This window comes from Rhodopirellula sp. J20-39 (assembly GCF_057365095.1).
Genome location: NZ_CP195123.1, coordinates 2,930,197 through 2,956,124, shown reverse-complemented (window position 1 = coordinate 2,956,124; position 25,928 = coordinate 2,930,197). Strand labels below are relative to the sequence as shown.

The following is a 25,928-nucleotide window of genomic DNA, read 5'->3' as shown; positions in this document are numbered from 1 at the left end:
GGAGCGACGGGTCGTGTGTTAACCTCAGCACAACGCAATATTAGTCGCCGGGACGTTCGGGTCCACCCGTGGGCCTTTGGAATTTTGCTAGTTTGCGGTGTGCCGTTTTTTTAAATTGCTACTTTCCGAGAGTTTTCTGAATGTACGAATTGATCTGCCCGCACTGCGATGCGACAGTTCCAGCATCCCCCGCCAAGGCAGGCGGCGAAGTGGTTTGTCCGGCCTGCACCAAAAACGTTTCGGTCCCCAAGCTAGGGGAACTGAAAAAGATGCCTCGCGTAGACGAGGAAGCTTCCAGCGAATCGCATGATGATGCGGCCCGAGGCTTGTCCGGCGGTCGTTCGATGTTGTTCGCCATGCTCGGTGCGGTCAGCTTGCTGTGCTTTCTTGGAGCGGCGTTCTGCGGCATCAATTGGGCGACAATCGAATCACCAGGAACCACGGACACCCACATAGCGGAGTTGAAAGAAACCTACGGGCGACTCAGTGCGGCACGTTTAATCCGTGAATACGAAGACATCACCGAGTACGGCGTCAACGTGCCCCAGCCGTATGTCTATCGCTCGATCGAATTGAAGAAACAAGCATGGGCCAACAAAGCAATCGGCTTCGGCGTAGCCGGACTCGTTGCCGCCGTAATCGCCGTCGCAGTAGGCCGTCGCACCAAAGCCTAACGCCCAAAATCGGCATGCTCGATCGCCTTGCGGGATAACCCTCAATCGCAACCCTAGACCTTTGCAGCGATTCGCGAGACGATCACTTTGAAGCCATCACCAAACGGTGGAATCCAGGTTTAGGGACCACGAATCGGAGGACACGCCCGGTCAGCCAGACGAGCCGCATTGGTCGACAAATTCCCCGTGCCGCAATCAATACTTGGGGCCAGAATTCTTTCTTAAAGTCATCCAGAGTTTTGCTCCACGTGGCCTCTGGGGACAAGACACTTGGGGATTGAGTCAAAAGGGTGACAGATTAGCGATATTCTGCCCGCTGTTTCGACTACGCAAGTTGCTACATCGACGCTTGGTTCAACCATCGAGCGAAACGGCAACGGCCAACATCGGCTCGCTGAAGAACGTCTGAAAGATGACCGCTTGAGGCATTCGGCGAACCGATAACGCTGAAAAGTTTCGTCGCGTCCTGGCTCGGAAGACCTAAGAGTCGGAACCGCTAGCGAATCGCAACATGCGGCTTACCAGTCCGCCAACGGACCACCGCTGGAACGAGCCAAGCTTTCGTATTGCTGGTCACAAAAACGATCGGTCATCCCCGCGATGTATTCGCCAATGACTCGCTGTCGAGGCAACCGTTCGGCTCGGCGACGAAACCGCATCGGCAAACGGTTTGGATTTCTTTCGAGCGACTTAAACAACATCGCTACCCGCTCCGCCGCCGCTTCTCGCACTGGCATCAAACGCGGGTGACGATAGACGGCGTTGAACAGGAAGTGTTCCAGCTCCACACGCTCGAGTGTGACGTCGTCACTGTGTCCCACTCGGATTCCCGCGTCACGCACTTGGTCGGCCGTCATGCCCTGCGCTGCTTGCAAGCGGTCGATGGACACTTTCAATAAGTCGCTTACCTGCAAATCGATTAGCTCGTGAACCAACAGCTGCCGCATCGGGCTGCCGACCAAATCAATCTTGGTCCAATCGCGAGTCGTGATCGGCGCCCCACCGGCGTCTTGTGACTTCTGACAAACCTTGTCCATGGCTCGGTCGATGATCGCCAACTTGGAAAGGTCTTCGATACTAAGCACACCCATTTGTAGAGCGTCGTCGACATCGTGTGCGTCGTAAGCGATCGAGTCAGCCGCGTCGACAATCTGGACTTCCAACAACGGCGCCCGACCAATCGCCGCTTCGGCTTTGTGAGCGCGTGTGTCTTGTCCCGCCAATGTCTCGACGGAAAGATTCAAACCAGCGAACTGGTGATAGCGTTGTTCCAGTTCTTCGACGATCGTTAACGCAAACTGATTGTGCGAGAACCCGCCAACGGAATCCATGCATTCGCTCAGTACATCTTCGCCACAATGCCCAAACGGCGGATGCCCGATATCGTGCATCAACGCAAGTGCTTCGGTAAGGTCTTCGTTTAGTTGCAAGACCCGAGCGATCGTGCGGGCGATGGAGGCGACTTCAAATGTGTGGGTCAACCGCGTGCGGTGATACGTGCCCATCTCGCCGGTGAAGACCTGCATCTTGCCTGACAATCGGCGAAACGCACTGCTGTGCAAGATCCGGTCTCGATCCCGACCATAAGGGCCGCGGTAAGCATGCGCGGATTCGTCATGGCGTCGACCTTCGGTATCCCGGCTATGCATCGCATAGGTGGCCAACAACAGGTGTTCCCGGTCAGCGTATCGTCGGAGATCGATCAGGGGGCCGGCTGTGGACATGTAGGACAGAGAAGAGCGATGGGCGAGCGAGCTTGAAAGTACAAAGTAAAGTGGGACGAAGCTTCGACTGCGGTACCTAAAGCGTAGTCGTTTTGAGCAAAAACGCCCAGTGCGACTCACGTGGACTCCCGGCATTTCCGGTTGTGATACCTGTGGGGGTGAATAGACTGGTTCTTAGCAGGGAGAGCCAAACCGAAGACGGAGTCTGGTGACGCTTCTCCATCCCCGCTGCCAGGCTGAATCTCGAGGTCAGAAGCTCCCGACCTGGAATACGCCGACGAAGTCCCCAAGCCCCGATATCCCGACTCAGCCGCCCCAAACTTCACCTTATTCGCCCTAGCCGAATCCTCGACGTCGCAAATTGGTTGTCGCTCGGCCCAGATGCCCGACTGGCATGGATCGCCCCACAGGCCTGAATCGCCCGACATCACCATTCCCCATCCCAGGATTCACCTGCTTTGGATTCCACCGCCTTGGACACTGCCGCCCAATCCGCTCAAGCGACCACGCCGGAACCGACTCGCGATTCGATGCGATTTCGGCCGGCTAAGGTGCTCATGGCGCTGCCCGCGTACAACGAAGAAGAATCGCTGCCTGAATTGCTGGAACGTATTGGTGAAGCGTTCGCCGACAGCGGCCTGGATTACGAAGTCGTGATCGTGGACGACGGCAGCCGCGATGACACGGCCAAGATCGCCACGCAAATGGCACTGCAAATGCCCATCCACCTGGTCCGCCATTCGGTCAACCAAGGGCTCGGCATCACGATCCGCGACGCCTTGCGAGAAGCAGCCGACCGGGCAGGCGAACGAGACATCATCGTGACGATGGACGCGGACAACACTCACCCGCCTGGATTGATCAACCGGATGGTGCAATCGGTCCACGAAGGTTGCGATTGCGTGATCGCGTCTCGGTTCCAGACTGGATCTCGAGTCGTGGGCGTGCCAATCGAGCGATATTTCTTGAGCTACGGAGCTCGGGCCCTGTTCACATTATTGTTCCCTACCCGCGGAGTTCGCGACTACACATCCGGCTACCGAGCTTACCGGGCGTCGGTCATTCGCGACGGCTTCGATCGGTTCGGTGACAACTTCGTCGGCGAGACCGGGTTTTCGTGCATGGCGGACATCCTGCTGAAATTACGCAAGATGGACTGCGTGTTCGGTGAATCACCGCTACGCCTTCGTTACGACCAAAAGGGCGGCGACAGTAAGATGCAGGTTTTCAACACCATCTGGTTGACCCTCAAAATGCTCGGTCGTCATCGCGTCAAGGGTTTGTAGTGGGCAGCCCACCGATCTCCTCGTCCAACGATACGGCAGCCTCGCCGGTTAAAGAGCAACCACCCCGCCAGCAAACATCGCAGGGGCAAACATCGCAGGGGCAAACATCGCAGGGGCAAACATCGCAGGGGCAAACATCACGGGGTCAGGCGTCTGCTCCGGAAGCTCCACGCAAGCGATGGCTGGTCATCGGCGGCGGCGTGATGGGATTGCAAATCGCGACCGATTTGATCGATCGCGGTCAAGACGTCACCATCGCCGAAGCCGCTCCGACGATGGGTGGACTGACCAGCGCGTGGAAGCTCGGCGACTGCGTTTGGGACCGCTACTACCACGTCACCTTGCTCAGCGATACCAAACTGCGTCACATGCTCGGTCGACTTGGCCTGGAGTCGACGATGAAATGGGTGGAAACCAAAACGGGCTTTTACGCCGGTGGACGGTTGCACTCGATGAGCAACACAGCGGAGTTCTTAAAATTCCCGCCACTGAACCTGATCGAAAAGCTACGACTCGGTGGCACAATCTTTTACGCATCGAAGATTCGCAACTGGCGTCGACTGGAAAAACTGACCGTTGAAAAATGGTTGCGCCGATGGTCAGGCCAAGGCGTTTTCGAAAAGATCTGGCAACCGCTGCTACAAGCCAAGCTAGGCGATGCCTACCAACAAACCTCCGCCGCGTTCATCTGGGCTCACACCGCTCGGATGTACAAAGCACGCCGCAGTGGTATGAAGACCGAGATGTTCGGCTACGTCCCCGGCGGCTACGCACAAGTGCTGGAAACTTGGGTGCAGTGGTTACAGGACCGCGGCGTCCAGATGCGAACCGGATCTCCGGTCCGGCGAGTGGAGTCCTCCGGTTGTGGCGTGAACATTGATAACGCAGCACCCAATCAAAAAAACGCCCCCCAACCCCGCCGCGTGACCGTTCACTTTGGCAGTGCAACCTCAAACGCACCGCGTGAAAACACATCCGATTCCGTGGACTCAGCAAATGGCGTGGACACGTTCGATTGTGTGATCTCGACGATCGCATCGCCCATGATTGCCAAGCAGTGCCCGCAACTGACCGACAAGGAAAAGTCTCAGCACGAAGGCATCCGGTACCTCGGCGTCGTTTGCGCGTCGCTGTTGATGGACAAGCCCATCAGCCCGTACTACGTGACCAACATCACCGACACTTGGGTCCCGCTGACCGCGGTGATCGAAATGTCGACGATCGTCAGCCCAGACGAGGAACTTGGCGGACGGCACTTGGTCTACCTACCGAAGTACCTCGCCGACGATCACGAAGGCTTGAACGAATCCGACGAGGACTACCAAGAAAAATGCCTATCGACGCTGGAGAAGATGTACGACCACTTCTCGCGAGACCAGGTGATTGACTTCAAGATCGCTCGCACCAAATACGTCGCTGCACTCTCGACGGTCGACTACAGCACGCGTCTTCCTGACGTGGTGACCAGCGTGCCTGGGTTCTATGCGTTGAACTCGGCCCACATCGTCAAAGGCAACCTGAACGTCAACGAGACCATCACGCTCGGCGAAGAAAAGATGAACACCGAAGTCTGGCCGGACTTCATGCAACGATGTTGCTAAGTCGATGAACCGCGCTGACTGGTTGTGCCAGGTTATTGGCATCACGCCCTAACGCCACCTCACCGGCTTGAGCCAACAGCTACCTGCCGCGGGCAAAATAGCCTTAGCGAGTGCTGGTCAACGAATCCATATTCGATTCGATCGAGAAGTGCGCCTGCTCAAGCTCGCCTTCGAGCGACTGATTGCTGCGGTACAAGCGGACCAAGTTCGCTTTCATCTCCGCAACGGTGCTACGCAAGTTCGTGTTGTATTCCTCGATCGCCTTGTGCTCGATTTCGGTTTGCGCGAGGTCTTGCTCCAATTTCAGCTTGTCAGTCTGGTATTCACCCAGCATTTTGACGGTCGCGTCCACCGCACGCTGCAAGATCACACGTTCGAAATTGAGTTCTTCGGTACGAGTTTCCAGTTCAGCCAATCGCAATCGAATCCGTCGCAACACGAAGCGGTAATCGTTCAGTGAACGCAGGTAGTACGTGTCGACCAATCGAGCGACCCCCTCTTCCTGCAACGCGTTGGCGGCTTCTTCCTTGACGACCAACAGGTCACCCTTGGCGAATTTCACTTTGCCTTCGGATCCCGCTTGCAAGCGGCTATCGACAGCACGGCCGCTGCCATCGAAGTAACCACCGTCCAGTGCACCGCGTTGATCGGGACTGTCGACGACGATGGAGTGTGGCTTGATAAACTCGACCTTCACCCATCGGGTGAGTGGTCGGTCGTCCGGTTGCGAGCGAGAACCGTCACGCAGGTAACGTTGACGAGCGGCTTCGGACACCTTGCCGAGCACGCGGTTGACCAATTCGCTATCGACGCGACCGAACACGTTGTCGTCGTCCGGCACGCTGCCTTCAGCGATGAACGGCTCATGGCCATCCAGTGGTAACAGCTCGTAGATCGTCCAACTGGACGCTTGACCGCTGGTGATGGCCTGCTGCTGACGCGGCAAAAGCGGACCCGTCGTGGTCAGTGTGATTTGATTGGGCGTGCTGGCGGTCACACGAAATTCACCCAGATAGAAAACCGGGATCATCTCATCAATGCCGGGCTGCTGGCCTTCGCCGAACCCGTAAACAACCATTCCTTCGGGAATCAGCGGCTGCGGTGGAATGGCCGCCTCATCACCAGCAGGCTCTGCGGCCGGTTCTTCTGGCACGCCTTCGACGCCAGTTTGTTGGCTGGGTTGAGTCAGGACGATGGACGGCTGGTCACCGAAATTTTGATTGGTCAGCCGCAAACCTCGCCAGCGGCGTCCGGCCTCGGTTCCCAATTTCGCCAAACGTTGGGCCATCGCCAAAACGCCGTCCTGGGCCAGCGGGCTGTTCGGATCGCCGTAACGAAGCTCGAGTTGTTCGGCTTCAACTCTGGCCAATTGAGCGTCCAAATCCTCCTTCACCTTGTGCCACGCCGATCGGCTTTTCAGTGCCCCAGCGAGGGGAAACATGAAAACGACGCCCAAAATCGTCACCATCAAAATGGCGATCATTTGGTGCCATCGCCAGCTATCCTTCGCTTTCCATAGCAATACCGCCTGGGCGATCACCAGCAGAATCAGGAATCCGAGGAGGGCGTAATGCATGGACTAAGGGTGAATAGAGATGCAGGAAATAGCGACATTCGAGAACCGGAACGGTCTGACAATAATCTCGAACGCTGAATTTTAATCGATCTTCCTGGCCGCTTGGATGATTTCCGGCAAGTTTTTGCTTTGCGGGCCTGTTGCTGGCCACCTCGGCCTGACAAGACGCCCAGTTTAACTAACTGTGACGACCCCCAAACCCCTGCTAACCGCCAGGATTCCTGCAACCCGGGCGACGCCCCCACCGATGGGCGGGTGATACCGGTTTTGCGCAATGGTGCGGTCAAGACGATCGAGCGGATCAACCGAATGAAACCACCGTTCCCCAGTTTCCGAGCCGCATTCCCGAGTGATTTATGAGTCGCAACCGATCCAGCCTTTTTGGCTTGCTGACGATCGTCGTGCTCGCAATTCCGACATTTGGCACTTCGACAGGGTGCTCTCGTAAACATTATCGAGTCCAGGCCGATGCCGAGGCCCACTCCTTGATGGCCCAAAAGGCGTCTCATGTCGCTCGCCCGCCTAACGTCCCACTGCTAATCGACGTGGATCGCCGCAGCCGGATGTTCAATCCGTTCGACCCCGACTACCAACCGATGCCGTTGGATGACCCAGCGTCGAATCGATACATGCAGTGCGTCGACGGCCGGCGTGGCTATCCGATGTGGGAAGGCGCCGGACTGACCAACACGGCTGAAAATCCGGACTGGTGGCAATTCTTGCCTTTGAACGAAGACGGCGTGCTGGTACTGAATTCCGAGAGTGCCGTTCGCATCGCTCTGTTGCATTCGCCAGATTACCAACGCCAGCTTGAACAGTTGTATTTGTCGGCGTTGGACGTAACGAGCCAACGCTTCCAATTTGACACCCAGTTCTTTGCAGGCTCGGGAGCGTCGTACTTCAACAGCCACACGCGTTCCGGATCCGACCCCGACAACGCATCGCTCGTCGCAATCGGCACCGATGCGACCATGCAAAAACGTTTCGCCACGGGAGCGGATTTGTTGGTTAACTTTGCCAACGACATCGTCTGGAACCTCAGCGGTCCCGACACCACGTCGGCATCCACCCTGCTGGACTTCACTTTGGTGCAACCGCTGTTGCGCGGGGCCGGCCGTGATCGCGTCATGGAATTACTAACGCTATCCGAACGACGACTATTGGCCAACGTTCGCAGCTTCGAGCGGTTCCGCCGCGGCTTTTATCTGAACATCGTCACGGGCCGAAACACCGACGCCAGCGTCAGCCGAACCGGCGGTACGTTTTCGGCCAACACCGGTGCCTTCAACGGATTCGATTCTGGATTCGCCAGCGTCGGTGGCGGTAGCGTGCCCCAAGCCGGTGGCTACTTTGGGTTGCTGCAGGACCAACTGCAAATTCGCAACCTGGAAGAGAACATCGCCCGCCTGGGTGAAAACCTGGTCATCCTGGACAACACCCTGGTCGAACTGTTGACCACGATCCCAGATGATCCCGAGGCGATCATTCGTCAACGTCTTCAAATCGCACAAGCTCGTTCGGCGTTGCTAAATTCCCAAAGCCAGCTTGTCACTCGACGAGTCGCTTTCCAAAGCAGCGTCGACTCGTTCCTGCGTGACCTTGGTTTGCCCCCGTATCTTTGTGTTGAAATCAAAGACCCCGCGTTGGAGCGTTTCGAGCTGATCGATCGTAAACTTCGCAGCCGCCGCGAAGAGTTGATCGGGGTCCGTGTGGCCGTCGGTGAACTGAATGTCAAACTGCTGGAACTCACCCAAACCGATCTCGACCTCGAAACCGGACTGCCACGTTCAAAACTGGCCTGGGACGGCCCAACTCGCGACCTGATCGAACAACTTCGGCAATCCATCAGCCCGCTGTCACGCTTCACCCGTGACGTGATCGGCGACGACCTGGACCGCATCGCGGAAGACCTGAAGACTCTCGAAGAACAGATCCCCGAACGGAAAGCACAAACCAAGTCGCTGCTTGCCTTGTATCGCAACGAACAAGAAGCGGTTTGCTCGCTGCTAGGAATCGAAACCGTTGACGAATCGATCTTCGACCTCGAACCCGTCCTCGAACTCGGCGAAGAGTTGAAGGAACAATTCGAAGAGATCACCGAACGCTTAGCTGCCTATCAGTCCAGCGTGGACCAGCTCAACGACCGGATCGAAAAATTTGTCGTGTCGGGCCCGGGCACGGAAGATCGAGTCTTGATCGCGGAAAAGATTCGTGAAGAAATCATCCTCGCTAGCCAAGACCTATTGGCCGAATTGGGCGACGATGTGCTGGCACTGCAATTGATCCAGGCTCGCGCACGAGTCGAATCGCTGGTCTTGCCGGAAGTGGAAATCGAACCCAATGAGGCGTTGCAAATTGCCCGCGTCAATCGCCGCGACTGGGCCAACGCTCGAGCCGCATTGGTGGACACGTATCGACGAATCGAGTTCTTTGCTGACGACCTGGAAAGCAATCTAGACATCCAGTTCTCCGGTGGCGTGGACCGATCGGCGATCTCCAATCTGTCATCCGACACCACGTCGTTGCGGCTTGGCCTGCGATGGGACGCCCCCATCACTCGTCTGCAAGAACGCAACACGTACCGCCAAGGGTTGATCGAATACGAACAAGCCAAACGTTCGTACTACAGTTTCGAAGACGACATCTGGCAAACGCTGCGAGCCAGCATTCGGCAACTTCAAGCCAACCGAGTTAACTTTGAACTCGGACGTCAATCCGTCCGCATCGCCGCCAGCCAACTGGAATTGAACGAAGACATTCGATCTTTCCGCGATGCCCGTGGACTCAGCAGCGGTCCGACGGCGGCCCGCGATACGATTTCGGCCTTGAGCGATTTGCTGGACTCGCAAAACGGTCTGCTGAACATCTTCGTTAACTTTGAAGTCGTCCGTCGCGGTCTCGATCTCGACCTCGGCACCATGGAACTGACACCGGAAGGCTTGTGGATTGACCCGGGCCCGATTCAGCCCGATGCGATGTTGCGACTGGTCGGCACGAGTGAAGGCGGCATGATCGATTGCGGCCAATTCATCGGCGGCGACAGCCTGTGCCAACCTAATGGATGCGGCATCCCGCTGAAGGTCCAACCGATCGAAGCGATCTATGGAACCGATCCGCGACACCACGCCGGTTCCATTCATCCGATCGTTTCGCCGGAACTGAACGACATGAACTATCCATCGGAAATCATGTTCGACTCGGAAACCAACTACGGAACCGAAACAGGCTACGGCTCGGAAGTTCTGCCGCAACCGAAAGAACTGCAGCCAACGGAGGTCGAGATTTCGAGCCCCGACATCTTGCAGGCACCGGAGGTCATCTATCAAGACGACGGGGTGCTCGAGGGGGAAGTCGATTTTGGAACTATGCTAGAAAACGGCTTCTAGCCCGCTGTGCTTAATTGGTGCTTAATTGGTGCTTAATTGGTGCTTAATTGGTGCTTAATCGGTGCTTAATCGGTGCTTAATCGGTGCTTAATCGATCCAGCGTTTCGTCAAGTCGCCGTACGCGTCGACGCGGCGATCACGCAGGAACGGCCAATGAGTTCGCACGACGTCCATCTCATACAGCGGGCAATCCGCGGTCAAAACTTGATCCGTGTGATCGTCGGCTCGTTGCATGATTTCACCGCGAGGTGAAACGATGAAGGAGTTGCCCCAGAACTCAACACTGCCTTCCGAACCGACTCGGTTAGGAGCACCGACGAAGATCCCGTTAGCGATTGCGTGAGCTCGAATGCTGGTCATCCAGGCATCTAACTGGCCCGCGCCGAACTCTTCCTTCTCTTCATCGATCCAACCGATCGCGGTCGGGTACAGCAAGATGTCGGCTCCCGCCAACGCGAACAACCGAGCCGCCTCGGGGTACCACTGATCCCAACAGATTCCCACGCCTAACTTGGCGTAGCGTGTCGTGATGACGTTAAACCCGTTGGGCTTGTCGCTGGGAATGCCTTCGCCACGTCGTCCCGCATCGCCGGGTGTGAAGTAGAACTTTTCGTAGTACAAAGGGTCGTCGGGAATGTGCATTTTGCGATACACACCGGCGATTGAACCGTCCGCATCGATCACGGCGACCGTGTTGTGATACACCCCTGGGGCACGCCGTTCGAACATCGGTGCCACAATCACGACCTCAAGTCGCTTGGCAACCTTTGACAACGCATCCGTCGTTGGCCCAGGAATCGATTCGGCCAAATCGAACATCGCGTGATCTTCAGTTTGGCAGGGATAACAGGTCGCGAACAATTCCTGCAAACAAATCACTTGGCTGCCACCGGCGGCAGCCTCCTCGATCCATTTCGTCGCCGCTTCGATACTCTTATCTTTCGAGCCAGTGTCTCGCATTTGCACGAGCGACAATCGCACCGAACGGCTGGAAACAGTACCGCTGGAAGTATTCTGAGATGATGACATGGCAATGAACTGGATATTTGTAACCGGAACGGGAACCGAGGTTGGCAAAACATACTACGCCTCGGCATTGGCCGAAACGTGCCGAAAGAATGGCAAGCGGGTCGCCGTCTACAAACCGGTCGCCAGCGGCTGTGAAAGAGACGAAAACGGCGAACTGGTGGCCGACGATGCGGTCCAGTTGTGGCAAGCCGCGGGCCGACCGCTATCCCTGGATATCGTCTGCCCGCAACGATTCGAAGCCCCCCTGGCACCGCCCGAAGCCGCTGCCGCCGAAGGTCGCCGCATCGATGAAGAACTTTTGCTAAACGGCCTTGATGCTTTCTACGTGAACGAACCCGAAATGTTCGACACATTGATCATCGAGGGAGCCGGCGGACTGTTCAGCCCGCTGACGGATTCCATGTTGAACCTCGACTTCATCCAACGCGTGAAAGAACGTCACGCCACAGAGGTCATTCTTGTCGCCGCCAACCGCCTCGGCGTCCAGCACGAAGTCATCGCCTGCACCCGAGCCGCCCAGGCCAGCGGGCTGACCATCGACCGAGTCATCCTGAACACGATCACCCCCGATCAATCCACCACCACCAACGCCAACCAACTGGCCCAGTGGATCAACACACCGATCGAACTTCGTTGAGCTAACATCATCGCCCCCCATTATCGGCCTCAACATAGTTGACGAGGCTGATTCGCTCGTCTGCGAATTCCAAGCCCAACGACAGATCGACAAACGCAATGCCAAGCGGCACAATGCTGTGCCCCCACTTTGTTTGCGGCATCGAACTTTGTTTGCGGCATCGAATCGAATCTTGCCAACGAACCCTCCAACGCGAAGGCATTCTGTCCCTATGGCAACTCCACAATCTCCCGCACGTTCCATTGAAGATCTGAAGAAAGAGTACGAACAACTCAATGAACGCAAGATTCAGGCACAGACGCAATTAGAGGAAGCCGAAAAGCAGCTCAAGACTTTACAAGAAGAATCGGAAGCGGAGTTTGGCACCAGCGACGTCGATGAACTGACCAAGAAGCTGGAAGAAATGGAGGCCGAAAACGAAAAGCAACGCAGCGATTACCAGGCCTTGCTCGACCAAATCAGCCATGACCTGGAAAAGGTTGAATCCGGCAAAGCGGCCCCCAGCACGCCTGCCGAATCCGACTCCTTGTTCGATAGCGAATCTTGAACCTGATGACTGAAACGACTCAGGATCTCGAATCGCTGCGCAAACGCCTCAACCGAATCGAGGGCAAACGTGACGAACTGACAATCCAACAAGCCGATCTGCAGGCCAAACTTGCCAGCGTCAATGGTTTCCTGGAGATCGCCGATTCGGTCACCGCGGCGCTCGAACAACTCGGCAACGATATTTTCAAGCGTCAACTGACGCTGATCGAAAACACGATGACGAAGGCACTGCAGGAAGTGCTGGAACAACCCATCGTTTTCAAGACGAATTGCACGTTCAAACGAGATGCCGCCAGCGTCGAGTTCCTGATCGAACGGGACGGTAACCCCGAAGACATCATGAAGGGCCAGGGGGGATCGGTCGCCAACGTAGTTTCGGTCGGGCTGCGAATGCTTGCGATTGCCACGCTCGACGAACGCCGCCACAGGCGTTTTCTGGTTTTGGACGAACAGGACTGTTGGTTGCACCCGGATTTGGTCCCCAAACTGACCCAAATTGTCCAGCGAGCCGGCACCGAGCTGGGATTTCAGGTCTTAATGATCAGCCACCACGACGTGACCCACTTCATCCGCCACGCCGACAAGGTGTACCGATTATCGCCCGACCGCGGGGATGGCGTCGGACTGGAACCGATCGTTGCCGATGTGGGCCAAGAGGCGGAATACGAGTAACGAGTGCGGAAAACACGGTATTTTGTTGGCATATCATGCTTAACCCACCGTCATTCCCACCACCTTTCCAGCTTCCCCAACTTCCCCGCAACAACCTTCGAGCACACTGAATTCCCACCGACTCGGTCCCGGACCGGGGATATCACGCAAATTTGTCTATCCGTTTAGCGGCATCTGCAGTTATTCTAGAAGTTATCCACAATCCACCGGCTGGCTTACCAACATTCTCAGCTAGCGAAAACGGTCGGTATTTGCCTCGAAATAACAGCATTCCCGCTCACCAGTTCTCGTGGTTGCCCCCACTACTCAATCCGTGTCTTCGTTCGCTCTGGAACGTCCCTCGCTGCGGCGACGCCGACGTGAAGCTCCAGTCGTGCGCCCCGTCACGCCACTGTTTTACTATGGGCGTGAAAATCGGTTGGCCGGTTACGTATGCGATCGCTCGGTTGAACCACTGCTGGAAATCGCTCGTCCGCTGCTGCTAGTCGGTCGTTCCGGAGTCGGAAAGACGGCTCTCGCATTACACCTTGCCCAGCGGATTGGAATCGACACGGTTTGGGACGGTTTGACCGCGGAGACCGAGACCGAACCGCAGGGCGAAAACGCAACCTCGGGAGTCACCAGCAAGGTGCTTTCGGCACGAGTTCTGTATCAACCCGCGATTGACTTTGCGCGTGAATTTGCATCGTCGATCGATTCCAAAGACATGCCGCGGATGCGAGCCCGGCTCGACGACGCCGTTGTGTGGGTGATCGATGATCTACACGCGATCGCCGACAAGGCTCCCGCTCAAGCGGAACTGGCTGCGCGACTTGAAGCACGCGACGCCGCCGGACGCATCACCATTGTGACCTGCCGCCGACTGCCTTCGGAAATCCGAGGCCTTCGCCCCGCTTTGGTCAGCCGCACGCTGCCCGGTTTAACCGTCACGCTACATCCGCCCGAAGGCGAAACCCGAGCTGCGATTTTGCGTGAGCTAGTGCTATCGCATTTACCTGATAGTGACCCTGATTCTTGGCGATTGCTTGACGGCGGTTTGCAATCGTGTGTGACGGTTCGCGAACTGGAAGCTGCCGTGAAGCAGATCTCGTTGTGGTGCCGGATGAATGAATCTCCGCTTTGCGCCGAGGCGATTGAATCCGCGATCGGCAAGATCAACGAGAAAGAAGAGATCTCAATCAAATCGATCACGACCGGTGTTGCTCGCCAGCTTGGTGTGAAGTCATCGGAAATGCGGAGCGGTTCACGTCGGCAAAACATCGTTCGTGCCCGTTCGTTAGCCATGTATTTGTCACGTCAAATGACCGATTCAAGCCTGACCCAAATTGGCGACGCCTTTGGTGGGCGTGATCATTCCACGGTGTTGCACGCGATCCGAAAAATTGAATCCTCGTTCGACGAAGACGCTGCTCTCCGCCGTGCCGCTGACGCCGTTACTGAACGGCTAACCGCTTAGCCGCCCACTCGGACTCGTGGCCTTTTGGATCGCTTACCGATCCACGCCCGTCATGCCGTTGCCACGCATCGCAACGACTGAACTGGCAACCCAGCCGAACGCAGCAAGCGGTTCAGCCCGGTCAACGTCTTGTGCCACGCCAACAGAATCTCGGGCGTGCCGAAGGTCATCGAGTCATCGCGACCCAACCCACGTTCGCTGACCGTGATCTCGGGAGCCAACGTCAACAAGGCTTCGACAGCCAAGTGAGCCTGTCGATCCGAATCGCTCAAGCCGGCGTCATCATAGATCCATAACTGTGGCTGCATGGCGGTGTCGACCAGGTGCATCGCTGCAGCACTCGCGTCGGCAGCTTCGACGATGACCCACCGGCTACCACATTGAACGTAGAACTTTGCCATAACAGTTTCCTCTTCCGTGAAGGTGATGATTGGTTCTTGCCCGACTTCGCTTCGCACCAGCGATGGGCTGACGTAAACAGGATCGCAGCACCCCGGACACGTTTGGTCCAACCGTCAGAAACCGCCGTAAATCGAACGAATAAACACCCCACTCGAGCAGAACAATCGCCCTCAATCATTTGGGGCTACTCCGCCATCGACGCCTCTCAAACAACTGGGACAGTTGTTCTACAATCGAGTGTAAAACGATTGTCCTCAATCGTTTGAGACCCGCTCAGCCTCAACCGCCCCCAAACAACTGGGGACAGTTGTTCTACAATTGAGCCCATGAAACGCCAGTCAGCCAAACGACCGCAGGTCACGTTCCATCCGCTGGATCGTTCGGCTGAGATCTATTTCAGTCACAGAAACCTGCCTCACTGGTATCAGCCTGGGGCAGCCATCTTCGTCACCTTTCGTACCATCGACTCGATGCCGAAAGATGTCATCTTGCGATGGCAGCGAGAATTGGAAGCATGGTTGCATCAGGCAGGGTTGCCGATCGGCCTCGGTGCCAGCGTTGTGAATGGCAGGTTTCCCGATCACGACCAGATGTTGAAACAGTTGAATGCGAAACAAACAGCCGAATTCAAACGACTGAGTGACCGAATCGTTCATCGTTCGCTGGACGAGTGCCACGGCAACTGTCCATTTCGACGACCAGAGATCGCTAACGAAGTTGCCAACGCCATTCTGCACTTCGATGGCAAGCGGTATGACTTGGATCGGTTTGTGGTGATGCCCAACCACGTTCACGCGATCGTCCAATTCCGAACCGGATTTGATCTGTCGGTCGTGGGTCAAAGCTGGATGCGTTATACGGCACGCAACATCAACCGACTGATGAACCAATCGGGAGCCCTATGGCAACCTGAACCGTTTGACCACATGATCCGCAGCGATCGACAATTTGAGTATCTGCAAGAATACGTCGCCGACAATCCCCACAAAGCCAATCTGCAAGAAAACGAATTCCTCTATTGGCAGCGAGAGTGAAATGATTGCATTAGTGGTTTGGGCGTTCGCTCATACAAGCTTCCCCAAACAACTGAGGACAGTTGTTCTACTATCGAGAGTAGAACGATTGTCCCCAATCGTTTGGGACCTCCTTGAGCAGAACGCCTCCCCCCAATCGCCTAAGACCCTCAACTCCAACGCACCTCAAACAACTGGGGACAGTTGCTCTACAATCCAGAGTAGAACGATTGTCCCCAATCGTTTGGGACCACCTTGAGCAAAACGACTCCCCTAATCGCCTAAGGCCCTCAACTCCAACGCACCTCAAACAACTGAGGACAGTTGTTCTACAATCCAGAGTAGAACGATTGTCCCCAATCGTTTGGGACCACCCAGAGCAAAACGACTCCCCTCAACCGTTCAAGGACACTCCACCCTCAACGCCCTCAAACAACTGGGACAGTTGTTCTACAATTGAGTACTGCCGTCCCGCTCGCGATCATTGATTCAAGCGACAATCGCGAGCGAATCTTATCCGGCAGCCAGAACCGGCTTACTTCACGCCTTCAATCGCCACGACGCTGCCGTCAAGCGTGTCGAAGCGTTCACCGAGCTGCGAAACAAAGAGGCGACCGTCCGGACCGAACGCACACGAGACCGGACCGGTCAGTTTGACGCCGGTTTCCTTGACATCAACATTCCCATCGTCGCCCAAGTTCACCGTCACAACGCGGCCCTGATTCACTTCCTTCAACGACCAGTTGTTTTCGACGACCGCAAACTTCTTGCCCTTGATGTGGGCCATGCCCATGGGGTTGATCAAGCCAGGCAACTTCCACTGCGCAACAGGCTTCTTCGTTTTCAAATCCCAGTGCACGATCAAGCCGTCCGCTTCGCCGCCCTTGCCGGAATAGAGAACGTACAGCGTGTTTTTGGGGCCGAGCAGTGCTTGCATGGGCGAGTTAGTTTCGATTCCGTGTTCGTCCGCGGACAGCAACGGGATCAGCTTTTTCGATTCGGTATTGGCCGCTAACACCCAAGACTTCCCGTCGTATCCTTGGCCACAAACGAAGATCCGCTTGCCATTGCGACTCGCACACATGCCAGTCAGGTTGCCTTCGCCCTTATCCGCTTCATCATCAGTTGTCGGGCCGACCGAATTGGTCGCCACGCCATCGGAAGCTTTACCGGGCCCATCGAACATCAACAGCGTTTCTTCGCCGTCGACCTTTCCGGCGTCGGTTACGACCAACTTGTCACCGACCCAAATCGCCGACAACGGTCCCACGCCGTACCACTTGTTGCCCGCATCGTCGCTCTTCCAGAATTCGGTATCAAACCCGCTTAAGTAGTTGATCGCCTCATCGCCCTTCAACATCACGACCGTACCGCGAGAATCGCAAACCGTCAGTTCGCCGGCGGGGCTAAAACTGACGCTCGACGGATTCTGCAGTCCACGAACGACTGTTTTGACAGCCAATTCTTCGGCCTGTACCGATGTCCCCAACCCCCATACACCGGTGCTGGATGCCACGATTGCGAGCGTCATTACCAAAAGCTTCTTCATTTTCATCCTGTTTCCTTGATTATCCAAGTTGTCGAAATGCAGCCAGAAGGCTGGAAAGTTGCGAGCGACGAAACGCATCACCCTGGCGGTCAAGCCAAGTGACGGGCGCCTTTCGAACGAGAGGACTAAGCCCAGGCTTCAAAAGTCGCATTGCCGCATCGTACGATACAAAGCGGGGAAGACCAGGAGCGATTGGGGTTGGGCCCCCTGCTATTTGATGTGTCTGGTGCTGCATCCGTGCCCCCCACCGCCCTTCCACAACCAACGCAAACCTTTGCTGGGCCGAAGAACCCGAACTCGCCTGGCTAAGACAACACGCGACGACACGTTTTGCACAGCCAACTCCATTTACAAAACTGCCTGAACTAGCGTAAACTGCCGGGCTTCGTACCCATCGCCCGCCCATTCCGCCTGTTATTTCGTCAATTTCGTGTTCGATTCGCTCTCCGACGGCCTGCAATCCGCCTTCAAAAGTCTGTCCGGTAAGGGCAAGCTGACCGAAAGCAACATGCGCGACGGTCTGAAAATCGTCGAAGAATCGCTGCTCGAATCCGACGTCAGCTACAGCGTGGTCCAAGAATTTATGGGCCACGTCACCGAGAAAGCTCTCGGTAAACGCGTCCTGCTTTCGCTGCGGCCGCAAGAAGAACTGGTCAAGATCGTCCACGAAGAGCTGATTGAAACGCTCGGTCCGGTCGATCCATCGCTGCACCTGAACGCCGATCGTCCCACGATCCTGATGCTGTGCGGGTTGCAAGGAAGCGGTAAAACGACGACCTGTGGCAAGCTGACCCAAATGCTGCGGGAACAAGACATCGAACCATTGCTGGTCGCCGCCGACCTCCAGCGACCTGCCGCGATCGAACAACTGAAGGTGATCGGCGAACAACTCGGTGTTCCCGTCTACACCGAAACCGACCACCAAGACCCGGTCAAAGTCTGTAAAAACGGCGTCGACCAAGCCAAACGCAATGGCAACCGCGTCGTCATCCTGGACACCGCCGGGCGTCTGGCCATCGACGAAGAGTTGATGGACCAACTGAAGAAAATTGACCGCAAGGTTGGCCCCGATCAGGTTTACCTAGTTGTCGACGGCATGACTGGCCAAGACGCCGTTAACAGTGCCGGAGCCTTTAATAAGGCTCTTGAGCTCGACGGCGTGATCATGACCAAGCTCGACGGTGACGCTCGCGGCGGAGCGTTGATGTCGGTCAAGCAGGTCACTGGCGTTCCGATCAAGTTCATCGGTACCGGGGAGCACTTTGATGCTCTGGAGCCCTTCCGACCCGAGGGCATGGCCAGCCGTATCCTGCAAATGGGCGACATGGTCGCGGCGGCTCGCGAAGCACACCGAATCGTCGACGAATCCGAACGGGAAGACCTGGAAGCCAAAATGGCGTCCGGCGACTTTTCGCTCGAAGATTACAAAAACATGATGCAGAAGATGGCCCAGCCAGGCATCATGGGCCGCATGATGGGGCTGATGCCCGGCATGGGCCAATTCAAAGAGGCGATGGAAAGCGAAGAAGCCGGCGGCCAAATGCGGGTCATCATCGGAGCCATCGACTCGATGACCCCGGCCGAACGCAAAAACCCCAAGATCATCGACGCGTCCCGCCGAACCCGAATCGCCAATGGTGCTGGCGTGCCTTCGCCGGCAATTACCCAATTGCTTAAGCAATTCGACACCATGAAGCCGATCATGCAGATGATGGCGGGTAAAGGTGGTGGCGACCGAATGTCGATGCTACGACAATTACAAAGCAGTGGTGCTCTGACCGATCCTCGGATGGGCGGCGCCAAGATTAAACAATCCACGGGCAAGCGACTCAGCCCAGCCGAACGAGCGAAGCAGAAGAAAGAACGCGATAAGCTCAAACGCAAAATGAAACGCAAACGTTAAAGACCGTCGCGGTCAAACACTCTGTCTAGTGGGTGTCCAGCCTTGAGGCTGAAACCACGGGGATTAAGTGTTGGAGTCCAGCCTTCAGGCTGTCTCCCGCTGAAGAACAGGCGAAAGCCTGGACTCCGACGAATCGACCGCGATTGGATACCACAGTTTCGATACTTTTTAAGAACCCTTGGAGACCCGTAGTGGCAGTTAGAATTCGAATGAAAAAAATGGGACGTACCCACCGTCCTTTCTTCCGCGTTTGTGCAATGGATCAGCGCAAACCGCGTGATGGTCGCGTGATCGAAGAACTCGGTTACTACGACCCAATGTGCCCCGAAACCGATGCACGGGCGATCCTCAAGGGCGATCGTATCGCTTACTGGGTTGGCGTTGGCGCTCAACCAACCGAAAAGTGTGCTGTCCTGATCAAAAAGTACGGCGAAGAAGGCACTCACCTGGACGCCCAAAAGGCTGCTCTGGATCGTCTTGGCAAACGCAAAGACTACACTCCAGCTCCTGCTGCACCGGCTCCCAAGCCACAAGCTCCAGAACCTGTCGCCGAAGCGGCTCCTGCTGAAGAAGCACCAGCCGAAGAAGCTGCTGCTCCTGCCGAAGGTGCCACAGAGGAAGCCGCGACCGAGTGAGATTCGACGTTGTTACGCTGTTCCCGGCAATCTTTGATGGTTACCTAACCCAAAGTTTGCTGCACAAAGCAATTGTCCGTGGGCTGGTCGATATCCAACGACACGACCTTCGGGATTGGGCCGAACAGGTGCCTCATCACAAAGTGGATGACAAACCTTTTGGCGGCGGACCGGGAATGCTGATTCAAGTCGAGCCCACGGTGACGTGCGTTCGAGATGTTGATGCGACCGGAGACATTCCGGCTCGAAAGATTTTACTGACGCCGCAAGGCAAACGTTTCGACCAGCGGGTCGCCGAAGACCTCGCCACCTCGGAACGCATATTACTGCTTTGCGGTCGTTACGAAGGTTTCGACCAACGGGTCCAAGACATCTTGGAACCAGAAGAAATTAGTGTCGGTGACTTTGTCCTCAACGGAGGCGAAGTGGCCGCGATGACAATCATGGACGCCGTGGTGCGATTGCTACCCGGTGTGCTTGGTGACGAGAACAGCAGTCGGGACGATTCGTTCAGCCGAGGAAACCGGTTGTTGGAATTCCCGCAGTACACACGACCGAGAGAATTTGAGGGACATACCGTTCCCGATGTTTTGCTTAGTGGTGACCACGCCGCAATCGCAGCATGGCGAGCCGAGCAAACACAAATTCGAACTCAAGAACGTCGCAGCGATTTGCTCGACGAAAATTGATAACAACCTAACACTTAACCAATAAGAGATCGTCATGAATAACGCCCTCATGGATTTGGTCGATAAGGCCAACTTGAAAGAAGAAACTCCGAAGTTCGACATCGGTGACACCGTCGACGTGCACACCAAGATTCTCGAAGGTGCCAAAGAACGTATCCAGGTCTTCAGCGGCGTGGTTATCGCTCGCAGTGGCCGTGGATCGCGTGAAATGTTCACCGTTCGCCGAATCGTTGGCGGTGAAGGCGTGGAACGTAAGTTCCCCGTCCACAGCCCACGCGTCGACAAGATCGAAGTCAAGCGAAGTGGCGTCACACGCCGCGCCAAGCTGTACTTCCTTCGCGACCGTATCGGCAAGGCAGTCCGCCTGAAAGAGCGTCGCCGCGTTTGATCCATCTCGGACGACACCCTTGTCGTCTGCAAAGAACCAAGGCAGTCCTTCCCAAGTTTGGGAAGGACTGCCTCAAAGCCCCCCGTTGGAGCCCAGGCTTTAGCCGACCCAGGTGTCGGTCAATCCATCCCGAACTCACCGGGAAACCCTGCGCAAACGAAGCCCCTGCTTCAACAAAAACCCCAGTGCATCCGGAAGTCCAGCGGAACAGGCTAAAGCCTGGACTCCAACGCAGTGCTGCCTTCGACGCCAATTCCGACGTCACGCGTTTCTAGTGAACCTTCATCAAGACGCCTCTGCGTCGCTCTCCCCAATGATCCATCGCTTCGCATCATCAAATGCGGCGTAATCAAAGTTTCGGATTTGGGCAGCAACAAAGTGCCCTGCCACGGCTTCGGCGAACTCAGCCAACGGCGAATCCGTCACCAACGCGATTCGTTTGACTTGCCGATGGTGGTCTTTCACGAAGCTCAAGTGCTTCAACATCGCGCCAAACGAATCCCAACCGGGAAAGCTCAACGCGTGGATCATCAAACCGTTTAGCTTGCCTGATTCCGCGATGACAGGATCGATCTGGGCCGCCGCGGCGACAAAGTCGCTCTCCTGCAAAGGTCCCTCGGGTGTTAAGACAGCCAAACGATTGGGACGGTCGATTTCAACACGTAGCATGGTACTGAAGCACTTTCAAAATGCGGGTCCAACAACACGCTGGTTAGAAGGCATCTGGTCGACAAATTATCAACCGTGGCCACAACCAACCTTGCTATCGTACCACCACCCGCCACCGCGTGCGTACCAATCAATGCACTTAGTTTTGCTTGGCGGTAACGGACTCAACCGTCGGGACCGCGTTCAACGCCGCAATCAACTCCACTGCGTTGGCGTCCGCGTTGGGAACCATCCGGTAAACCAACTCCATCGCCGAACCTCGACGGGTCGTTTCCGCCGACGTCAGTTGAAAATCGTTGGCATAGCGAGTGATCTCCGCTTCCCAACCTTCGATCGCACTAAGACCGACAACCAAGGTCAGTCGCCACGATCGCGTCTTTCCTGTCCCTTGTTTTCCGGAACCCAACTTCGTTGTATCCGCTGGGACTTTAGGTTGGTTGACCTGGATGGCTAACGCCACGACCAATAATCCAAACACCGCTACCCAGTACTGCCCCGCTCCCACGGCCATGCCGACGACAACGGCCGCCAATACAAAGGCAACGTCCTGAGTCGTCGGCACAACAGTACGAAATCGAACGATCGAAAGGGCGCCCACCAAGCTGAATGCTCGAGCGATATTTTCGCCGATGATTTGAGTCGCCATCGCGATCAGGATACTCATCAGCACCAAGGTTAACGTGAGCGTGTCGGGCGCACCGTCTGGTTTCTTGCAATGCGCAAGCCACGCCACGGCGCATCCAGCCAACCACGCTAACACCAACCGAGTCACCAAAACCGGTAACTCCGGGTTCACGCTGGTCGTCGAAACTTCTTGTAGCCACTCAGGCATAAGTCATCCACTCCGTTGTTCTGATTTCATCCTCAACGCTAACCGACTCGATCCGCGGTGCAACGGATTGCAACGATACAGCTTGCTGCGAAACGGATTGCGATGGGTGCAATAGATTTTGACAGTTCGCCATTGCGGTTTTGTATTTCGAAAAGCGAGTCACCGGAAGTGGAAACGTTCGCAACAATTCCTTGAATAGATGCGGCACCTGATCTCGAAACCTCAACTTCAAAACCCGACAATCGCTCATCGGCTGGAAGTTAATTTTGTCTCCGGCATCACATCGACCGGACACGCTCCAGCCGTTTGCTGCACCGACTCGCATATCGCTGTCGATCGACAACCGCAACTTTTCACCGTTGACGGTGGACGATCGAGCAAAGCGTCGATACGCAACTTGGACCGCTGGCTGCAATTGCCGCTGAACCAACCGCTTCAAAAACCAATCGCCGCACCACACATCATCCGACTCACCATTTACAGGTTCTCCGTTGACCAACTCGCCAGCTTCATCCCGAGCGAGCGTTGCCAAACGGGGCATCAAGTCCGACTCGAAAACCGATGTACGATTCTTTCGAACCACCATCTTCTTCGTTCGCTTCGTCTCGACCACCAATCGTTCAGCATTCCCGTCTCGGCGAATCCGATGAGTCGCCTTGCCGGAAACGCCGGTCCCCCGAAACAAATCCAGTTGCAAGGTGTCCAGGTAGAGCGCACTGATGTCGGTGCAGTCACCAGCGGCACTGTTCTTATCAGCACCAAGGCGATCAATCGCCCAATCCTGGACGTCTTGCGAAATGGCTTCGTCAACCAAAAACTTCATTTCCACTCGCTGACATCGACGTGGTGAAGAACTCACTTGGCGGTCTCCTTCAACAGATATCGACGACGTCCGTCAGCGAACTCTTTCAAATTCATCGCACCATGCCCACCGCCACCGGCGGCCGGAGTGGTCTCGGCATCAACGGAGGTTGCTGCCACAAACGCCTCGTAAGATCCAAGCTTTCTGGTCTCCAATTTCACAGCCTCATCGATCAGCGATGCCTGTTGTTGAACGAACGGTCCCATCACCTTCCAGTCCAACGATTTCTCGGCGAGCTGACGAAGGTTGCTGAGGTATTGCTGACGATACTTCGGCACCGCCAGAACCTTGCTACGCAGCGGCTTGTCGGCATCATTCATTCCAACCAACGGATCCAATTCCAATGGCGATCCGGCGGCCTGCGCTGGCCCACCGGGACCACGTTCATCTCGCTGCCGATCCTCTCCACCTCGACCATCTCGGCCTCGGTCGCCGCGATTTCCCTCGCGTCCTCCAGGCCCGCTAAACTCAGGCCGTCCACCAAACTCAGGCCGTCCTTCCAACTCAGGCCGTCCACCGAAATCTGGCCGTCCACCTTCCGGACCTTCCGAACCCGGACGTCCAGGCCCACCAAAGCCGCCGCCGAAACCACCACCAGGTCCGCGATCACCACCTCGCTCGCCGAAACCACGCTCGCCAGGTCCACGCTCACCGCCAGGGCCACCCTGTCCGCCGCCGGGGCCACCGCGTCCGCCACCAGGACCACCTCGTCCACCGGCACCACGAAACGCTTCGTTCATGTCGTGCGGAATGATGTGGAACTTGTCGTCATCGGCCAACGCGATGCTGTAGTCACTAGCGCGAATCCAGTAGCCATCGGAGTTGATCAGCCCGTTGTCCAAAGCCAAGAACCACAATAAACCATCCACGTCCAAAATCGGCTCCAACGCAGCGGGCAATTCTTCGGCAGGAGTTTGGTCAAGCACGCGGCACAATTCGATTAGCTTGGCCAACGACTTCTTACCACCTGACTTCTGTTCATACGGATCCTGATAGTTGGCAGGATCTTCGCCTCGGTAATCCAGCCCGCCACCACCACGTGGCGAACCGCTGACCTTCCAACGAGCACCTTTCTTGCTGCCAAAATTTTCAACCAAGAAGTCTTTATTGAACTGCTGGACATTGGAATAAACGCCCCAATATTCACCGTTGATGACCACGCGAACGAAGTTGGCCTTCGGCGCCGCCAGATGCTCACGTGCGATATGGGAATACAACACACTGCTCATCATCGACGAGTCACTGCTGCCGTTTAGCAAGTTAAGAGTTTTGTAACCGAGCAAGCGTTGATCATCGTCGACCATATCCATCGACACGTTCAGCGAACGCTTGTAGCCCGCGGGCACCATGCCGTACGAAGACATGCCTCGGAAGTGAATGCCACAACCCGGGTAAGCCTTCCCATCAACGGTCAAAGTTGCTTCGACGTCAACGTCGGTGCCGTGGAAATCCTCAAGCACGGATTCCCAATCGGACTCTTCGAAATCGATGAAAATCGTTCGTAACACACTCGTGTCGTAGAGATCATTGTCGAGTGGTGCGACCGAAGATTTCTCGATCGTCACGCCGGTGGTTGCTGGCGGACGATCGCCACCACGGCCTCCTGGACCGCCCCCCCCGGGTCCACGGCCGCCTCGTCCTCGGCTTCGCGGGCCATCAAATCCACCCGGTCCGCCAAACTGACCCGGCCCGCCCGGCCCCTCTGGGCGACCAGCTCTGTCAGGACGACCAGGACCTTCTGGTCGATCGGCCCCCTCTGGGCCCCCACGACCACCAGGCCCCTCCGGCCCACCGAATCCGCCGGGGCCAAATTCACCTGGCCCCCGGCCGCCACCGTCGCGACCACCAAAGCCACGACCGCCACCGCCTGGTCCTCGCTGAGCGACGGGGTTTTCCTTGATAAACGCCCGAGCTTCTTGACGTTCGTCCAGATTCAGCCATCCGCTTTCGTCAACATCAAATTGCTCCAACAGCTCGCGTTCCTCGCCTCCCATACCGGGGGGCTGAGCAACAGCGGGACGCGACGCGGCGGCTACCCAGCCGACCAGAGCGACAAACAAAAAGGATCGAACCAACATGAACGAGATCTCTCAGGGAATAGGATGCAAACGGTGCTACCGGGTTAGTTGCCAACGATGGCTCAAACCGCCGCGCGAATGAAAAAAAAGATTCATTCGCCGTGATCCAGCAAAAAAGCGATCCTGCACAGCAGACATCCATCCGGATTGCGATCCCCTCCAATCGCGAAGACTTCGAGAACCAAGCCGCCCTCTAGCGGTTGGACCATACCTGCACACAACTCGTCCGATCGTTGAGCGTGACACTGCCATCGAACAGTCCCAAAGACGCATTGGCCCACTGTTTGCAAAATGCGAGACCGACGAGTTTCACCCGGG

At 56.3% G+C, this 25,928-nt stretch carries 22 protein-coding genes; 13 read left to right on the top strand and 9 right to left on the bottom strand.

Annotated elements, in window-relative coordinates:
• Nucleotides 1-140 precede the first annotated feature (140 nt).
• The gene (locus ACR3ZL_RS10955; RefSeq protein WP_473653121.1) at nucleotides 141-674 is read left to right on the top strand and encodes a hypothetical protein; all 534 of its coding nucleotides are present in this window, start codon (nucleotides 141-143) and stop codon (nucleotides 672-674) included.
• A 518-nt stretch (nucleotides 675-1,192) separates the two neighbouring features.
• Here the strand turns inward: ACR3ZL_RS10955 and dgt are convergent.
• Nucleotides 1,193-2,398 carry a dGTP triphosphohydrolase gene (gene dgt / locus ACR3ZL_RS10950; RefSeq protein ID WP_486173453.1) on the bottom strand — a complete coding sequence of 402 codons (1,206 nt, stop codon included), beginning with the start codon at nucleotides 2,396-2,398 and terminating at the stop codon, nucleotides 1,193-1,195.
• Nucleotides 2,399-2,856: 458 nt separating this feature from the next.
• On the opposite strand from dgt, the gene ACR3ZL_RS10945 reads away from it, so the two are divergent.
• Nucleotides 2,857-3,684 carry a glycosyltransferase family 2 protein gene (locus ACR3ZL_RS10945; protein WP_473653122.1) on the top strand — a complete coding sequence of 276 codons (828 nt, stop codon included), beginning with the start codon at nucleotides 2,857-2,859 and terminating at the stop codon, nucleotides 3,682-3,684.
• A 203-nt stretch (nucleotides 3,685-3,887) separates the two neighbouring features.
• Complete coding sequence (locus ACR3ZL_RS10940; protein ID WP_473653581.1) at nucleotides 3,888-5,285, top strand: NAD(P)/FAD-dependent oxidoreductase; 1,398 nt, start codon at nucleotides 3,888-3,890, stop codon at nucleotides 5,283-5,285.
• A 103-nt stretch (nucleotides 5,286-5,388) separates the two neighbouring features.
• On the opposite strand, the gene ACR3ZL_RS10935 is transcribed toward ACR3ZL_RS10940, so the two are convergent.
• On the bottom strand, nucleotides 5,389-6,861 hold the full coding sequence (locus tag ACR3ZL_RS10935) for a hypothetical protein (protein WP_473653123.1): 1,473 nt from the start codon (nucleotides 6,859-6,861) through the stop codon (nucleotides 5,389-5,391).
• A gap of 356 nt (nucleotides 6,862-7,217) precedes the next feature.
• Here ACR3ZL_RS10935 and ACR3ZL_RS10930 point away from each other — a divergent pair, with 356 nt between their 5' ends.
• Entirely contained in the window at nucleotides 7,218-10,247 is a 3,030-nt protein-coding gene (locus ACR3ZL_RS10930) for a TolC family protein (RefSeq protein ID WP_486173452.1), read from the top strand.
• Nucleotides 10,248-10,334: 87 nt separating this feature from the next.
• On the opposite strand, the gene ACR3ZL_RS10925 is transcribed toward ACR3ZL_RS10930, so the two are convergent.
• Nucleotides 10,335-11,276 carry a carbon-nitrogen hydrolase gene (locus tag ACR3ZL_RS10925; protein ID WP_473653125.1) on the bottom strand — a complete coding sequence of 314 codons (942 nt, stop codon included), beginning with the start codon at nucleotides 11,274-11,276 and terminating at the stop codon, nucleotides 10,335-10,337.
• Here ACR3ZL_RS10925 and bioD point away from each other — a divergent pair.
• The 4 genes from bioD to ACR3ZL_RS10905 all read left to right on the top strand — a co-directional run bounded on the left by bioD (nucleotide 11,275) and on the right by ACR3ZL_RS10905 (nucleotide 14,590).
• The gene (gene bioD / locus ACR3ZL_RS10920; protein WP_473653126.1) at nucleotides 11,275-11,913 is read left to right on the top strand and encodes a dethiobiotin synthase; all 639 of its coding nucleotides are present in this window, start codon (nucleotides 11,275-11,277) and stop codon (nucleotides 11,911-11,913) included. The genes ACR3ZL_RS10925 and bioD overlap by 2 nt on opposite strands.
• 211 nt (nucleotides 11,914-12,124) lie before the next feature.
• The gene (locus ACR3ZL_RS10915; RefSeq protein WP_473653127.1) at nucleotides 12,125-12,460 is read left to right on the top strand and encodes a phage scaffolding protein; all 336 of its coding nucleotides are present in this window, start codon (nucleotides 12,125-12,127) and stop codon (nucleotides 12,458-12,460) included.
• Nucleotides 12,461-12,465: 5 nt separating this feature from the next.
• Nucleotides 12,466-13,134, top strand: coding sequence for a DNA repair protein (locus ACR3ZL_RS10910; protein ID WP_473653128.1), 669 nt, complete (start codon nucleotides 12,466-12,468; stop codon nucleotides 13,132-13,134).
• 313 nt (nucleotides 13,135-13,447) lie between these two features.
• Nucleotides 13,448-14,590 carry a helix-turn-helix domain-containing protein gene (locus ACR3ZL_RS10905; protein ID WP_486173451.1) on the top strand — a complete coding sequence of 381 codons (1,143 nt, stop codon included), beginning with the start codon at nucleotides 13,448-13,450 and terminating at the stop codon, nucleotides 14,588-14,590.
• Between the two features lie 50 nt (nucleotides 14,591-14,640).
• Here the strand turns inward: ACR3ZL_RS10905 and ACR3ZL_RS10900 are convergent, their stop codons facing one another.
• Nucleotides 14,641-14,991, bottom strand: coding sequence for a hypothetical protein (locus ACR3ZL_RS10900; RefSeq protein ID WP_473653130.1), 351 nt, complete (start codon nucleotides 14,989-14,991; stop codon nucleotides 14,641-14,643).
• A gap of 327 nt (nucleotides 14,992-15,318) precedes the next feature.
• Here ACR3ZL_RS10900 and ACR3ZL_RS10895 point away from each other — a divergent pair, with 327 nt between their 5' ends.
• Nucleotides 15,319-16,026: a transposase gene (locus ACR3ZL_RS10895; RefSeq protein WP_473653131.1), complete on the top strand. Its 708-nt coding sequence runs from the start codon at nucleotides 15,319-15,321 to the stop codon at nucleotides 16,024-16,026.
• 514 nt (nucleotides 16,027-16,540) lie between these two features.
• On the opposite strand, the gene ACR3ZL_RS10890 is transcribed toward ACR3ZL_RS10895, so the two are convergent.
• The gene (locus ACR3ZL_RS10890; protein WP_486173450.1) at nucleotides 16,541-17,560 is read right to left on the bottom strand and encodes a hypothetical protein; all 1,020 of its coding nucleotides are present in this window, start codon (nucleotides 17,558-17,560) and stop codon (nucleotides 16,541-16,543) included.
• 424 nt (nucleotides 17,561-17,984) lie between these two features.
• On the opposite strand from ACR3ZL_RS10890, the gene ffh reads away from it, so the two are divergent.
• The 4 genes from ffh (at nucleotide 17,985) to rplS (ending at nucleotide 21,169) form a co-directional block, all read left to right on the top strand.
• Nucleotides 17,985-19,457, top strand: coding sequence for a signal recognition particle protein (gene ffh, locus ACR3ZL_RS10885; RefSeq protein ID WP_486173449.1), 1,473 nt, complete (start codon nucleotides 17,985-17,987; stop codon nucleotides 19,455-19,457).
• 209 nt (nucleotides 19,458-19,666) lie between these two features.
• The gene (rpsP, locus tag ACR3ZL_RS10880; protein WP_473653583.1) at nucleotides 19,667-20,092 is read left to right on the top strand and encodes a 30S ribosomal protein S16; all 426 of its coding nucleotides are present in this window, start codon (nucleotides 19,667-19,669) and stop codon (nucleotides 20,090-20,092) included.
• Nucleotides 20,089-20,781: a tRNA (guanosine(37)-N1)-methyltransferase TrmD gene (gene trmD / locus ACR3ZL_RS10875; protein ID WP_473653133.1), complete on the top strand. Its 693-nt coding sequence runs from the start codon at nucleotides 20,089-20,091 to the stop codon at nucleotides 20,779-20,781. Before rpsP ends, trmD begins: the two co-directional genes overlap by 4 nt.
• 34 nt (nucleotides 20,782-20,815) lie before the next feature.
• The gene (gene rplS / locus ACR3ZL_RS10870) at nucleotides 20,816-21,169 is read left to right on the top strand and encodes a 50S ribosomal protein L19 (protein ID WP_473653134.1); all 354 of its coding nucleotides are present in this window, start codon (nucleotides 20,816-20,818) and stop codon (nucleotides 21,167-21,169) included.
• 285 nt (nucleotides 21,170-21,454) lie between these two features.
• Here the strand turns inward: rplS and ACR3ZL_RS10865 are convergent, their stop codons facing one another.
• The 4 genes from ACR3ZL_RS10865 to ACR3ZL_RS10850 all read right to left on the bottom strand — a co-directional run bounded on the left by ACR3ZL_RS10865 (nucleotide 21,455) and on the right by ACR3ZL_RS10850 (nucleotide 25,610).
• Complete coding sequence (locus ACR3ZL_RS10865) at nucleotides 21,455-21,838, bottom strand: SpoIIAA family protein (protein WP_473653135.1); 384 nt, start codon at nucleotides 21,836-21,838, stop codon at nucleotides 21,455-21,457.
• A gap of 139 nt (nucleotides 21,839-21,977) precedes the next feature.
• Complete coding sequence (locus ACR3ZL_RS10860; protein WP_473653136.1) at nucleotides 21,978-22,670, bottom strand: DUF4956 domain-containing protein; 693 nt, start codon at nucleotides 22,668-22,670, stop codon at nucleotides 21,978-21,980.
• Nucleotides 22,663-23,529: a VTC domain-containing protein gene (locus ACR3ZL_RS10855; RefSeq protein ID WP_473653137.1), complete on the bottom strand. Its 867-nt coding sequence runs from the start codon at nucleotides 23,527-23,529 to the stop codon at nucleotides 22,663-22,665. Before ACR3ZL_RS10855 ends, ACR3ZL_RS10860 begins: the two co-directional genes overlap by 8 nt.
• Nucleotides 23,526-25,610, bottom strand: coding sequence for a CotH kinase family protein (locus tag ACR3ZL_RS10850; RefSeq protein ID WP_473653138.1), 2,085 nt, complete (start codon nucleotides 25,608-25,610; stop codon nucleotides 23,526-23,528). The genes ACR3ZL_RS10855 and ACR3ZL_RS10850 overlap by 4 nt, the downstream gene beginning before the upstream one ends.
• Between the last annotated feature and the right edge of the window lie 318 nt (nucleotides 25,611-25,928).

Bases quoted from the DNA above. Each gene is read 5' to 3' on its own strand.
- ACR3ZL_RS10955 (WP_473653121.1), top strand. From the start codon at position 141: ATGTACGAATTGATCTGCCCGCACTGCGATGCGACAGTTCCAGCATCC.
- dgt (WP_486173453.1), bottom strand. From the start codon at position 2,398: ATGTCCACAGCCGGCCCCCTGATCGATCTCCGACGATACGCTGACCGG.
- ACR3ZL_RS10940 (WP_473653581.1), top strand. From the start codon at position 3,888: ATGGGATTGCAAATCGCGACCGATTTGATCGATCGCGGTCAAGACGTC.
- ACR3ZL_RS10935 (WP_473653123.1), bottom strand. From the start codon at position 6,861: ATGCATTACGCCCTCCTCGGATTCCTGATTCTGCTGGTGATCGCCCAG.
- ACR3ZL_RS10930 (WP_486173452.1), top strand. From the start codon at position 7,218: ATGAGTCGCAACCGATCCAGCCTTTTTGGCTTGCTGACGATCGTCGTG.
- bioD (WP_473653126.1), top strand. From the start codon at position 11,275: ATGGCAATGAACTGGATATTTGTAACCGGAACGGGAACCGAGGTTGGC.
- ACR3ZL_RS10925 (WP_473653125.1), bottom strand. From the start codon at position 11,276: ATGTCATCATCTCAGAATACTTCCAGCGGTACTGTTTCCAGCCGTTCG.
- ACR3ZL_RS10915 (WP_473653127.1), top strand. From the start codon at position 12,125: ATGGCAACTCCACAATCTCCCGCACGTTCCATTGAAGATCTGAAGAAA.
- ACR3ZL_RS10910 (WP_473653128.1), top strand. From the start codon at position 12,466: ATGACTGAAACGACTCAGGATCTCGAATCGCTGCGCAAACGCCTCAAC.
- ACR3ZL_RS10900 (WP_473653130.1), bottom strand. From the start codon at position 14,991: ATGGCAAAGTTCTACGTTCAATGTGGTAGCCGGTGGGTCATCGTCGAA.
- ACR3ZL_RS10895 (WP_473653131.1), top strand. From the start codon at position 15,319: ATGAAACGCCAGTCAGCCAAACGACCGCAGGTCACGTTCCATCCGCTG.
- ACR3ZL_RS10890 (WP_486173450.1), bottom strand. From the start codon at position 17,560: ATGAAAATGAAGAAGCTTTTGGTAATGACGCTCGCAATCGTGGCATCC.
- rpsP (WP_473653583.1), top strand. From the start codon at position 19,667: ATGAAAAAAATGGGACGTACCCACCGTCCTTTCTTCCGCGTTTGTGCA.
- rplS (WP_473653134.1), top strand. From the start codon at position 20,816: ATGAATAACGCCCTCATGGATTTGGTCGATAAGGCCAACTTGAAAGAA.
- ACR3ZL_RS10865 (WP_473653135.1), bottom strand. From the start codon at position 21,838: ATGCTACGTGTTGAAATCGACCGTCCCAATCGTTTGGCTGTCTTAACA.
- ACR3ZL_RS10860 (WP_473653136.1), bottom strand. From the start codon at position 22,670: ATGCCTGAGTGGCTACAAGAAGTTTCGACGACCAGCGTGAACCCGGAG.
- ACR3ZL_RS10850 (WP_473653138.1), bottom strand. From the start codon at position 25,610: ATGTTGGTTCGATCCTTTTTGTTTGTCGCTCTGGTCGGCTGGGTAGCC.